This is a genomic window from Tannerella serpentiformis, assembly GCF_003033925.1.
Lineage (GTDB): Bacteria > Bacteroidota > Bacteroidia > Bacteroidales > Tannerellaceae > Tannerella > Tannerella serpentiformis.
Window position 1 is genome coordinate 397,339 of record NZ_CP028365.1, and the last position, 11,574, is coordinate 408,912.

The following is an 11,574-nucleotide window of genomic DNA, read 5'->3' on the forward strand; positions in this document are numbered from 1 at the left end:
ACCGATGATGGATAAGCAAGCCAAAATCTATGTCGCCGGCCACCGCGGACTCGTCGGGTCGGCCATTTGGAACAACCTCCTCGCCAAGGGGTACACGAACCTCGTGGGCCGCACCCACACGGAGCTCGACCTGCTGGACGCCGCTGCCGTTCGCCGATTCTTCGACGAGGAGCGCCCGGCGTACGTCGTCCTGGCCGCGGCCTACGTGGGTGGGATCATGGCCAACAGCCGCTACCGCGCCGACTTCATCTACCGCAACCTCGGCATCCAGCAGAACGTCATCGGCGAGAGCTTCCGCCACGATGTCCGCAAACTGCTCTTTCTCGGCAGCACCTGCATCTACCCCCGCGACGTGCCCCAACCCATGCGCGAGGACGCCCTCCTGACCGCCCCGCTGGAGTACACCAACGAGCCCTACGCCATCGCCAAGATCGCCGGCCTGAAGATGTGCGAGAGCTTCAACCTGCAATACGGCACGAACTACATCGCCGTCATGCCCACCAACCTCTACGGCCCGAACGACAACTTCGACCTGGAGCGCAGCCACGTCCTGCCCGCCATGATCCGCAAGATCCACCTGGCCCGCTGCCTCCACGAGGGCCGCATGGACGACGTCCGCGCCGATCTCGTCCGCCGCCCCGTTGAGCAAGTCGACGCCCGCACGGCCTCGGACGAGGAGCTGCTCGCCCTGCTCGCCAAGTACGGCATCGCCCCCGACGCCGTCACGCTCTGGGGCACGGGCACACCGCTGCGCGAGTTCCTCTGGAGCGAGGAGATGGCCGACGCCTGCGTCTACATCATGGAGCATGTCGACTTCGCCGATTTGAAGGGCTCCGATCCCGACGTCCGCAACTGCCACATCAACATCGGAACGGGCCACGAGATCACCATCGGCGACTTGGCGCGGCTCATCGTCCGCACCGTCGGCTATGGCGGCCGCCTCGCCTTCGACGCCACCAAGCCCGACGGCACCCTCCGCAAGCTGACCGACGTCTCCAAGCTCCACGCCCTCGGCTGGCACCACCGCATCGAGATCGACGAGGGTGTCGACCGCATCTATCGCTGGTACACGAACGCGTCTGCGGAGGCGTCTACGGGCGCCAGCCAATGAGCCGGGTACGGCGCCTTATCCCCCAATGCAGAGAAGTCCTGCGGATCCTTTGTTGATCCACGGGACTTCTTGTTTTGAGTCGTGGATCCGTTTCTGATTCGCTATTCCTGACTGCAAACGATCATCAATCAGTTTCTGATTCACTATCCCTGACCGCAAAAGGTCATCAATCAGTTTCTGATTCACTATCCCTGACCGCAAAAGGTCATCAATCAGTTTCTGATTCACTATCCCTGACTGCAAAAGGTCATCAATCAGTTTCTGATTCGCTATCCCTGACTGCAAAAGGGCCTCAATCAGTTTCTGATTCGCTACCCCTGACCGCAAAAGGTCATCAATCAGATTCTGATTGGGGGCTATCACATGAAAAGGATAGGCAATCAGTTTCTGATTGGGAGTCATCACATGAAAAGGATAGGGAATCAGATTCTGATTGGGGGCTATCACACGAAAGGGATAAGGAATCAGAAACGGATTCGAAGGCCCTTCCGACAGACAAGTACTTTTGGCGCCACAAAAAACATCTTATCACACATCCCATCCCTATGGCAGAAAACAATTCCAACCGCACGGCGCGCAAGAAGCCCGTCGTCGTACAAGTCTCGGACATGGGCCGACTCCAGCCTCAGGCGCGCGATCTGGAACAGGCTGTCCTCGGTGCGCTCATGCTCGAACAGGACGCCTTTTTTAAGGTCAACGAAACGCTCAAGCCCGAGAGCTTCTATGAACGGGCACACCGGCTCATCTATCAGGCCATCGTCGATCTGGCCGCGCGCCAGCACCCCATCGACATGCTGACCGTCATCGATCAGCTGAAGAAAAACGGCGACCTGGAGGCGATCGGCGGACCGCTCTACATCTCCCAGCTGACCGAGAACGTGGGCGGCGCAGCTCACCTCGAGCGCCACGCGCAGATCGTGGCCGAGAAGTTCCTGGCCCGCGAACTGATCCGCTACACGGGCGAGATCCAAGGCAAGGCCTACGACGAGACGATCGAGGTCAAAGAGCTCATGCAGGAGGCCGAGGGCGAGCTCTTCCGCATCTCGCAGCAGAACATCCGCAACGAGGCCGTGCAGATCAACCCCATCATCAAGGAGGCGCGCGAGCTGCTCGAGCGGGCGGCCAACCGGAAGGAGGGCCTCAGCGGACTGCCCACCGGCTTTGCCGATCTGGACAAGATCACGTCCGGGTGGCAGAACTCCGACCTCGTCATCATCGCCGCCCGCCCCGCGATGGGTAAGACGGCCTTCGTGCTCTCCATGGCCCGCAATATGGCCGTCACGTTCAAAGTCCCCGTGGCCATGTTCTCGCTTGAGATGAGCAACGTGCAGCTCGTGAACCGCCTCATCGTGAACGTCTGCGAGCTGCCGGGCGAGAAGATCAAGAGCGGCCGGCTGGAGAAGTACGAGTGGGAGCAGCTGGAGTACAAGATCAAGGACCTCTACGACGCGCCAATCTACGTCGACGACACGCCAAGCCTCTCCATCTTCGAGCTTCGCACCAAGGCGCGACGTCTCGTACGCGAGCACAAGATCCAGTGCATCTTCATCGACTACCTCCAGCTGATGAACGCCAGTGGCATGAACTTCGGCAGCCGTGAGCAGGAGGTGAGCACCATCTCGCGCTCGCTCAAAGGGCTGGCCAAGGAGCTGAACATCCCCATCATCGCCCTCTCGCAGCTCAACCGTGGCGTGGAGGCGCGCCAAGGCATCGAGGGGAAGCGCCCGCAGCTGGCCGACCTGCGTGAGTCGGGCGCCATCGAGCAGGACGCGGACATGGTCTGCTTCATCCACCGCCCGGAGTATTACAAGATCCTCGAGGACGAGCGCGGCAACTCCCTCGCGGGCATCGCCGAGATCATCGTAGCCAAGCACCGTAACGGCGCCACGGGCGACGTGCGACTGCGTTTCAAGAGCGAGTTTGCCAAGTTCATCAACCTCAGCGAGGATCAAGCCGTCCGCGAGTACGCCTCCAGCATGAATCAGGAAGACGCCCCCGGTCCCGCTCCCGTCACCGCCCCGAACGTGGAGGACTTCATCGCCGCCCAAAACGACGAACCGGTGCCGTTCTGATAAAAACGAAAAACGAAAAATTACCGGGTACATGTGGGGCGTATGCGATACGCCCCTACTTCCTTTTCTTCCCTTGATGGAAGAAAAGGAAGCAAAAGAAGATCAAGGCGTCAGGGACGCCAGCCAAGCTGGCCGGGTACAAACTCTTCTATACAAGACAATGCCGGATACACGATGGGTCTCCCCCACATGTATCCGGCATTCTTCGTTGACGGCCACAGCCACCTGTACCCGGCCAAACTTCGCTGGCGTCCGAAGACGCCCCCGGCCAAACTTCGCTGGCCGGCGAACCGGCTCCGGCCCTTAGTGACCGAGGATGTTCGCTCGCTCGATGTCTTTGAAGTAACGGTAGGTGCCGACCTTCAGCTCGTCGCAGGCGGCTTCGTCGCAGACGATGATGCCGTGCGGATGGAGTTGCAGGGCGGTGATGGTCCACATCTGGTTCACGCTGCCCTCCACGGCTTGCTGCAGCGCACGCGCCTTGGCGTGACCGTTGGCTAGGATCACCACCTCGCGCGCGTCCATGACGGTGCCGACGCCGACGGTGAGCGCCGTCTTGGGCACCTGCGTGACGTCGTTGTCGAAGAAGCGTGAGTTGGCGATGATCGTGTCCGTGGTGAGCGACTTGATGCGGGTGCGCGAACGGAGCGACGAACCGGGCTCGTTGAAGGCCACATGGCCGTCAGGGCCGATACCGCCGAGGAAGAGGTCGATGCCGCCGACTTCGCTGATACGCTTCTCGTAGGCTGCACACTCGGCTTCGAGGTCGGGGGCGTTACCGTTGAGGATATGGATGTTGTGCGGCGCTACATCGACATGATCGAAGAAGTGGCGACGCATGAAGGTGTGGTAGCTCTCGGGGTGATCCTCGGGCAGGCCGACGTATTCGTCCATGTTGAAGGTGACGACGTGGCGGAAGGATACTCGGCCTTGCTGGCACAGCTCGATGAGCCGTTTGTAGGTGCCGATGGGCGACGAGCCGGTGGGCAGACCCAAGACGAAGGGACGCTCGGCCGTGGGTGCGGCGCGGTTAATGCGCAAAGCGATGTAGTCCGCCGCCCAGCGGGACATGGCTTCGTAGGTGGGTTGAATAAGCAGGCGCATGATTGATCTATAAACGAAAAGCTCCTGCCGGACGAAGGGGCGATCCCCCTCCCTTACCGGCAGGAGCCTTTCACTGTTCCGTTTTTACTTGTTCGTTCCTCTCAGTCGTTCCGCCATGGCTTGTCCGAGGGCGATGCACTGCTCTTCGGTGCTGATGCCTTGCTTCTGCTCGACGGGTGTGCCGACTACCTCCCACTTCATGGCTTCGGCGTAGGCCGCCAGATGCTTCACTGCGGCGCCGGCCCAGGTGAACGAGCCGAAGTAGCTGAAGAGGCGATCCTTCACCTCGCGCAGCTTGATCTCAGAGAGCACCATCTCCACCTCGGGGTAGAGCTGGCCGCTGTAGGTGGGGCAACCCACGATGAGGCCGCGGTAGTTGAAGACGTCGCGCAGGATGTAGGAGCCGTGGCTCTTGCTGACGTTGTGCATGGCGATGTGGCGCACGCCGCCGTCGGAGAGGGCCGTGGCGATGTCCTCAGCCATCTGTTCGGTGTGGCCGTACATGCTGCCGTAGATGATCGTCACGCCGTCGAGGCCTTCGTAGCGGCTGAGGCGGTCGTAGAGGGCGATCACATCGCCGCTTTGCTTCGTCCAGACGGGGCCGTGGGTAGAGCAGATGGTGTGGATCTCAAGCCCGGAGAGCTTCTTGAGTGCGCGCTGCACGGGGGCGCCGTACTTGCCGACGATGTTTGCGTAGTAGCGCGTCATCTCGCTCCAGAAGCGGTCGGTGTCCATATCGGTGTCGAGCACGCCGCCGTCCAGGGTGCCGAACGTGCCGAAGGCGTCGGCCGAGAAGAGCACCTTCTCCGTCTCCTCATACGTGACCATGACCTCAGGCCAGTGCACCATCGGGGCCATGTAGAACGAGAGCTTGTGGTGGCCCAAGTCGAGCGTGTCGCCCTCCTTGACCTCGTGCAGCCCGTCGGTGATGCCGTGATATCCGGCCAGCATGCCGAAGGTCTGCTTGTTGCCGATGATCTTCACATCGGGGTAGATCTGGCGCAAGAGGCGGATGCTGCCGGCGTGGTCCGGCTCCATGTGATCGACCACCAGATAGTCCAGCTTGCGGCCGCCAAGCAGCTTGGCCACGCGCTTGAAGAAGAGGTCGGAATAGCAGATATCGACCGTATCGACGAGCACAGTCTTGTCGTCGACGATCAAATAAGAGTTGTAGGACACGCCCCCGGGGAGCGGCCACAGGTTTTCAAACAGTGCTTTTTGGCGATCGTTTACGCCTACGTAATAAATGTCCTTAGCAACAGCTTTCATGATGGATCCTGTTTTTTTATTGATGATTGATATGTGTATGATTCGGTAGTGCGAAATCGTTGGGGAGAAATGAACTCTCAGCCTCCTTTTTATGGGAAATACGGGGCGCGGAGGGACTTGTTAGTCGTTGCAACAATCTTGCAAATCGAAAAATGAAGTTTTGGTGCTTGCAGAAATGCTGCAAATGCCCCGAAAAACTTTTTGGCCTCTGCAGGAATGCTGCAAACGCCGCGAAGAACTTTTTGGCGTTTGCAGGGACGCTGCAAGTGCCTCGAAAAACCTTTTGGCGTTTGCAGGAATGCTGCAAACGCCGCGAAGAACTTTTTGGCGTTTGCAGGAACGCTGCAAGTGCCTCGAAAAACTTTTCGGCGTTTGCAGGAACGCTGCAAGTGCTTCGAAAAACTTTTTGGAGTTTGCAGGGACGCTGCAAGTGCCGCGAAAAACTTTTTGGGCTTTGCAGAATTGTTGCAAGCATTTCCAAAAGCTCCGCGGGCACTGTAAAGCCCTCAGAATATGCGTTCAAGACTGGACAGGCTGTTTCAGCGCGCGCCATACGCAATAGATGCCCAAAAGGATGAACGGGATGCTGAGCAACTGGCCCATATCGAGCGGCAGGGAGGCCTCAAAGTCTTCCTGATAGTTCTTCAGAAACTCCACAAAGAAGCGGGCGGTGAAGATGCAGATCATGAAGATGCCGAAGATGAGTCCCTCGCGCTTCCAAGCGTCCCGCTTGAAGTAGAGCCACATGCAGAGGACGAAAGTCAGGAGGTAGCAGATGGCCTCGTAGAGCTGCGTCGGGTGTGAGGGCGGGGTGAAGATGGGCGCGGCGCCGTGACGCCAGGCGTAGAGGTTCTTGACGAAGCGGAAACCCCACGGCAGGTCGGTCGGGTGGCCATAGATTTCGTGGTTCATCAGGTTGCCGATGCGGATCAGCGCCGCCACCAGCCCGGTGGGGACGACGAGCTTGTCGAACGTCCAGAGCATACTCCGGTGCGACACGTAACGCGAGAAGAAATAGATGGCAATGATGATACCCAATACGCCGCCGTGGCTGGCCAGGCCGCCCTCCCAGACCTTGAGGATCTCGACCGGGTGGGAGAAGTAATACGACGGATTGTAGAAAAGACAATGCCCCAGTCGGGCACCGATAAGCGTGCCGGCCAGGGTGAAGTAGAGGAGCGGATCGAGCCATTTCTCATTGAGGCCTTCGCGCCGAAACATGCGCTCGACGATCTTGTAACCCACGGCAAAACCGATGAGGAACATGAGCGTATACCAGCGGATTTCCTTCGGGCCGATGGAGAAGATGACCGGGTCGGCGGTCCAAGTAATGTCTAAAAGCATAGGCCGAGTGGGATTCGTTACACGATTCGTCCGATCCAGGCGTCGCGATCGCCAGGCAGCAGGTCGACGGGCGGAATTTCAATCATTGTATAGGCGCCCGGCTGGAGTCGCATCGCAGCGCGGGCGGCGGCCACGAGGATCTGCCCCGTGAGCGCCGGGTTATTGATCTGCATATCGAAGCTGATGCGCTGGTTGTGCGTCACGCCGGAGACGCCTTTGCGGGTGAGGTGCACACCGTGGCCCACATCCTTCAGCGCCTCGACCGAGTCGACGCGGACGACGTGCGTCTCGTCGTGGGCGAAATAGTCGTCGCGGCAGATGGCGTCGGCTACGGTGTCGAAGTCGTATCCGTCTTCAATCTCTACGTAGACCATGCGTCGGTGCACGCCCGTGCCCATCGGGATAGTCATGCTCAGCGCCGCGCGTACGCCTTCGATGGCCTTCACCGCCACCGTGTGCCCCATGCTCATGCCTGGGCCAAAGTCGGTGTAGGTGATGCCCTCCGGCACGATGGCCTGCAGCAGCGCACGCACCACCGAGTCGCTACCCGGATCCCATCCGGCAGCCACAACCGACACAACGCCGTGCCGTTTGGCCTCTACATCGAGCGTCCGACGCAGGTCGGCTATTTGGGTATGGATATCGAAGCTGTCCACCGTGCGAATGCCCAGCGCCAGTGCGGCTTTGGCGTAAACCTCGACCGAACGCGTGGGGGTAGCCAATATGGCCACGTCGACAGCCTCGAGCTTCTCTAAATGATCGGTTACGGGGTATGAGCGGAACGGCTCAGGAAGGGGAGATTGGGGGTTGCGACGGATGACGCCCGCCACTTCAAAGTCGGGCGCGGCCTCAATGGCTTCCAGCGCATAGCGCCCGATATTGCCGTAGCCCACTACGGCAGCTCTGATTTTTTTCATAGAGGGGGGAGGAGGGAGTGTTGCTTGGTAGTCTCGCCGGGAATCGAACCCGAATCTAAAGTTTAGGAAACTTCCATTCTATCCATTGAACTACGAGACCTTATTCAACAGCGGACCGCCTGAGAAACAGTCCGCCGTGAAGAGTTGTTGGTGCGCCTTGGCGCCATTAACTGACGCTTCCGGTTTAGAGGCGGCTGCCTACCACGTCCCAGTCGACAATATCCCAGACGGCCTTGATGTGATCGGCACGACGGTTCTGATAGTCGAGGTAGTAAGCGTGCTCCCATACATCGAGACCGAAGATGGGCTTGTAGCCACGGACTACGGGATTGGCACCGTTGGGCTCCTGCGTGATGACAAGTTTGCCATTCTGATCTACCGAGAGGAACGCCCAGCCTGACCCGAAGAGGGTAGCGGCGGCATCACCGAAAGCCTTCTGGAAGGCCTCGAAGCTGCCGAAGTCGCGGTTGATAGCCTCAGCGATCTTGCCGGTGGGCTTGTTGTTCTCGACGGGCGACTTGAACTGGAGGAAGTAGAGCGTGTGATTCAGCAGCTGGCCGGCGTTGTTGAAAATGCCGCCCGCGGGGGCTGTCTTGACGATCTCTTCGAGGGGTTTGCTCGCATATTCGGTGCCTTCGATGAGTTTATTCAGCGTGTTGACGTAGTTCTGGAGGTGTTTACCGTAGTGAAACTCGATCGTCTGTTGGCTGATTACGGGTTCTAACGCATTCGTTGCGTAGGGAAGTTTGGGCATGTCGAAGCTCATAAGTGTAAAGCTGATGATTGTTGTGATGATGGATAATACAATGGTTCTCATTCTGCTGTATGGCAAAAAACGCGGGCAAAGATACGCCCGGGGTTGTAATGCCAAAGTGGCAATTCGGCTTTTACTGTTTTTTGGGTGACTCTGCTTAGCGGTGCATCTGCCGTCGTTCTACGCCCTCCTCCCATACACGATCCGCCTTCATTCAAAAAGCGCGCGCAGCACCTCGAGCGACTTGAGCTCTGGAAAGCCGGGCAGGTGCAGGCGATAGAAGTCGAGGACGTGGCCGAGGATGGCCGAGCGTTCGGTGTGGGAGAAGGCGAAGAGCGACATGTTGGCGAAGGTCATCTTCGTCAGGCGGGCCATGACGCGACTGTCGTCAGCGTTCAGATAGCGGCCGTGAAGGGGGACTTCCTCGGTGAAGATGCCCTCGAGGAGGTCGAAGTAGCGGCCCTCCACGTACGTCTCGCGATTGGGGCGGATGCCGAGGTAGACGGCCAGACGGAAGAGGAATGTGAGGTGGAAGTTGGCGATGCCGGCGTCGGCCGTTTCGAGATGACGGACGGCGTCGAAGAGGAAGTGGAAGAGCGGCGGATCGGACTCCTTCTCGCGGATGACCCGATAGAGGATCTCGGAGAGGAAGAGCGCCTCGGCGTTCTTCGCCGGATGCGTCTGGAGGGCGGTGGGGATGGAGAGGGATCGCGCCTCACGGATGCGTTGCAGGTCGCGGTCGTTGCGGTGCTCCACCTCCAGCTCGAGTAGCGAGAGGGGCATGAGCAGGGCCTGCGCAACGCCACCCTTACCCCGTCGAGCGGGGGTGGTGAGGTAGCCGACACGCCCGAAGAGTTCGGTGTAGATGGCGACGATGAGGTATTTGTCGCCGTAGGGTAGGGTGTGGAGGACGATGCCGCGCGTCTTATGCAGCATAAGTCACCGGGGGACAATGAGCGCCACGGCGTAGGCGGCGATGCCTTCGCGGCGTCCGACGAAGCCCATACGCTCGGAGGTGGTGGCTTTGATGGAGATGTCGGCCGTGGGGACGCCCATGACTTCGGCCATCGTGCGCTGCATGTCGGGGATGTGGGGGTTGAGCTTGGGCTGTTCGGCCACCACGGTGGCGTCGATGTTGCCCAGTTCGTAGCCCGCATCGCGGAGGAGGCGCATGGTACAGGAGAGGAGGATCTTGCTGTCGATGCCGGCATACTCGCCGGCGGTGTCGGGAAAGTGATAGCCGATGTCGCGCAGTCCGGCGGCGCCGAGCAGGGCGTCGCAGATGGCGTGAATGAGTACGTCGGCGTCGCTATGGCCGAGGAGTCCGAGGGGGTGGTCGATGTGCACACCGCCGATCCACAGTTCACGGTCGGGGGCGAAGGTGTGGACGTCGTATCCGAATCCGATTCGCATAATGGTAGAGGGTAGAGGGTAGAGGGTAGAGGGTAGAGGGTAGAGGGTAGAGAGTAGAGGGTAGAGAGTAGAGGGTGGAGAGTAGAGGGTAGAGAGTAGAGGGTAGAGAGTAGAGGGTAGAGAGTAGAGGGTAGAGAGTAGAGGGTAGAGAGTAGAGGGTAGAGAGTAGAGGGTAGAGAGTAGAGGGTAGAGGATGAACATGTACCCGGCTCTACCCTCTACCCTCTAATGATTAATTGAATAGGCTACGCAGTCCGTCCATGTCGAAGGAGAGGGAGAAGCGGAGCGTTTGATCGAGGGGGTTACTCTGGACGGTGCTGATGAGGTAGGCGGCGTCGAGGCGGAAGACGTTCATCTTGAAGCCAGCACCCATCGAGAAGTATTGGCGGTTGCCCTTTAGCTGGTTCTCGTAATAGTAACCGCCGCGGACGAAGAACTGGTTGTTGTAGCTGTATTCGGCACCGAGCGAGACGTTGACCTCCTTCAGCTCTTCGCTGAAACCGTCGTTGGCGTCGGAGAAGGACCGGAGCGCGGCCGAGAGGGAGTTCATCGTCTTGTAGTCGTCGCTGCGTTTGGCGAAGTCGGCGTCCGACTCGCCCTCGCGCTTAATTGGTTCGGTGGGCACGAGGTACTTGTTGAGGTCGAGGTAGACGCCGATCTGGTTGTAGTCGTCGATGGGGTACAGGAGGCCGGTACCGATCTTGAGGTTGGCGGGCAGGAACTGCTGGCGGTTGCCACCGTCGAACGAGACCTTGGTACCGAGGTTCGAGACGTTGTAGCCGAAGCTCCAGAGGCTCTCGCTCTGCCCGAGGTAGACGTACTTCTCGAGGTAGCCGGAGACGTCGACCGAGACGGCGTTGGCGGGCTGCAGGTCTTGGTTGACGGTGGCGTTCATGTCAGACCGGATGTAGCGCAGGGCGACGGCCATGGAGTAGTTTTCGGAGAGCTTCATGCCGTAGCTCAGGTCGAAGGCCATTTCGTAGGGGTTGAGGTTGGTGAGTTGCTGGCCGACCTGATTGGTGATAGGCACCTCACCCAGCGAGAAGTAGCGCAGGGAGGCGCCGATGGCCGATCGGTCGTTGGGCTTGTAGTAACCCGAGGCGTAGGCCATGTAGACGTCCTTGACGAGCTTGCGGAGCCAGGGGGTGTACGAGATGCCGACGCCAGCTTTGCTCTCCATGAAGGCGTATTTCGAGGCGTTCCAATACTGCGAGTGGATGTCGGGCAGGGTGGCGGCGCCGATGTCGCCCATACCGCCGCCGCGCGCATCGGGGGCGATGGAAAGCGAAGGGATAGCCGTGTTGATGGGGCTGAATTGTTTGTACTTGTCCTGTGCATGCAGCAGGGCTGCGGGCAGGAGCAGCGCCGGCAACAGGCCGACGATTCTACGAAGGTTCATCATAGGGGTTTGTGTCAATGTTTCGTTCAAAAAATAAGCCCCTTTATAACTACGAGGCCGGTGCATTATTGTACGCAGGTGAAGAAGCGATCTCAGTCGGTCGTCTCTCGTCTGACGCGGGCTGACGACAGCCCCTCGACGCTAAGAAACGAATAGCCGCTTTTTGGATTCATCTCGTATAGCCGACCCTC

Annotated in this window: 10 protein-coding genes and 1 tRNA gene; 2 read left to right on the plus strand and 9 right to left on the minus strand. The window is 59.4% G+C overall.

Annotated features, from left to right (window positions below; all coding sequences use genetic code 11):
• Positions 1–4: 4 nt before the first annotated feature.
• The gene (locus C7123_RS01620; RefSeq protein WP_069175560.1) at positions 5–1,111 is read left to right on the plus strand and encodes a GDP-L-fucose synthase family protein; all 1,107 of its coding nucleotides are present in this window, start codon (positions 5–7) and stop codon (positions 1,109–1,111) included.
• A 545-nt stretch (positions 1,112–1,656) separates the two neighbouring features.
• On the plus strand, positions 1,657–3,183 hold the full coding sequence (dnaB, locus tag C7123_RS01630; RefSeq protein WP_069175562.1) for a replicative DNA helicase: 1,527 nt from the start codon (positions 1,657–1,659) through the stop codon (positions 3,181–3,183).
• Positions 3,184–3,486: 303 nt separating this feature from the next.
• On the opposite strand, the gene nagB is transcribed toward dnaB, so the two are convergent.
• From nagB to porV, 9 genes are all read right to left on the minus strand, one after another.
• On the minus strand, positions 3,487–4,287 hold the full coding sequence (gene nagB / locus C7123_RS01635; RefSeq protein WP_069175563.1) for a glucosamine-6-phosphate deaminase: 801 nt from the start codon (positions 4,285–4,287) through the stop codon (positions 3,487–3,489).
• An 84-nt stretch (positions 4,288–4,371) separates the two neighbouring features.
• The gene (locus tag C7123_RS01640; protein WP_069175564.1) at positions 4,372–5,556 is read right to left on the minus strand and encodes an FprA family A-type flavoprotein; all 1,185 of its coding nucleotides are present in this window, start codon (positions 5,554–5,556) and stop codon (positions 4,372–4,374) included.
• Between the two features lie 519 nt (positions 5,557–6,075).
• Positions 6,076–6,900, minus strand: a complete 825-nt coding sequence (gene lgt, locus C7123_RS01645; RefSeq protein WP_069175565.1) for a prolipoprotein diacylglyceryl transferase — start codon at positions 6,898–6,900, stop codon at positions 6,076–6,078.
• Between the two features lie 17 nt (positions 6,901–6,917).
• Complete coding sequence (locus tag C7123_RS01650) at positions 6,918–7,817, minus strand: diaminopimelate dehydrogenase (protein ID WP_069175566.1); 900 nt, start codon at positions 7,815–7,817, stop codon at positions 6,918–6,920.
• 25 nt (positions 7,818–7,842) lie between these two features.
• Positions 7,843–7,917, minus strand: a tRNA-Arg gene (locus C7123_RS01655).
• 84 nt (positions 7,918–8,001) lie between these two features.
• A complete protein-coding gene (locus C7123_RS01660) occupies positions 8,002–8,634 on the minus strand; it encodes a superoxide dismutase (RefSeq protein ID WP_069175567.1) in 633 nt (210 codons plus the stop codon).
• 147 nt (positions 8,635–8,781) lie between these two features.
• Positions 8,782–9,507, minus strand: coding sequence for a DNA repair protein RecO (recO, locus tag C7123_RS01665; protein WP_069175568.1), 726 nt, complete (start codon positions 9,505–9,507; stop codon positions 8,782–8,784).
• 3 nt (positions 9,508–9,510) lie between these two features.
• Positions 9,511–9,984 carry a 2-C-methyl-D-erythritol 2,4-cyclodiphosphate synthase gene (gene ispF, locus C7123_RS01670; RefSeq protein ID WP_069175569.1) on the minus strand — a complete coding sequence of 158 codons (474 nt, stop codon included), beginning with the start codon at positions 9,982–9,984 and terminating at the stop codon, positions 9,511–9,513.
• A gap of 232 nt (positions 9,985–10,216) precedes the next feature.
• Positions 10,217–11,386 carry a type IX secretion system outer membrane channel protein PorV gene (gene porV, locus C7123_RS01680; protein WP_069175570.1) on the minus strand — a complete coding sequence of 390 codons (1,170 nt, stop codon included), beginning with the start codon at positions 11,384–11,386 and terminating at the stop codon, positions 10,217–10,219.
• Between the last annotated feature and the right edge of the window lie 188 nt (positions 11,387–11,574).

What these genes read in the sequence shown, in the direction of transcription:
- nagB (WP_069175563.1), bottom strand. Translation starts at nt 4,287, where the DNA reads ATGCGCCTGCTTATTCAACCCACCTACGAAGCCATGTCCCGCTGGGCG.
- lgt (WP_069175565.1), bottom strand. Translation starts at nt 6,900, where the DNA reads ATGCTTTTAGACATTACTTGGACCGCCGACCCGGTCATCTTCTCCATC.
- ispF (WP_069175569.1), bottom strand. Translation starts at nt 9,984, where the DNA reads ATGCGAATCGGATTCGGATACGACGTCCACACCTTCGCCCCCGACCGT.
- C7123_RS01650 (WP_069175566.1), bottom strand. Translation starts at nt 7,817, where the DNA reads ATGAAAAAAATCAGAGCTGCCGTAGTGGGCTACGGCAATATCGGGCGC.
- C7123_RS01640 (WP_069175564.1), bottom strand. Translation starts at nt 5,556, where the DNA reads ATGAAAGCTGTTGCTAAGGACATTTATTACGTAGGCGTAAACGATCGC.
- C7123_RS01660 (WP_069175567.1), bottom strand. Translation starts at nt 8,634, where the DNA reads ATGAGAACCATTGTATTATCCATCATCACAACAATCATCAGCTTTACA.
- dnaB (WP_069175562.1), top strand. Translation starts at nt 1,657, where the DNA reads ATGGCAGAAAACAATTCCAACCGCACGGCGCGCAAGAAGCCCGTCGTC.
- recO (WP_069175568.1), bottom strand. Translation starts at nt 9,507, where the DNA reads ATGCTGCATAAGACGCGCGGCATCGTCCTCCACACCCTACCCTACGGC.
- porV (WP_069175570.1), bottom strand. Translation starts at nt 11,386, where the DNA reads ATGATGAACCTTCGTAGAATCGTCGGCCTGTTGCCGGCGCTGCTCCTG.
- C7123_RS01620 (WP_069175560.1), top strand. Translation starts at nt 5, where the DNA reads ATGATGGATAAGCAAGCCAAAATCTATGTCGCCGGCCACCGCGGACTC.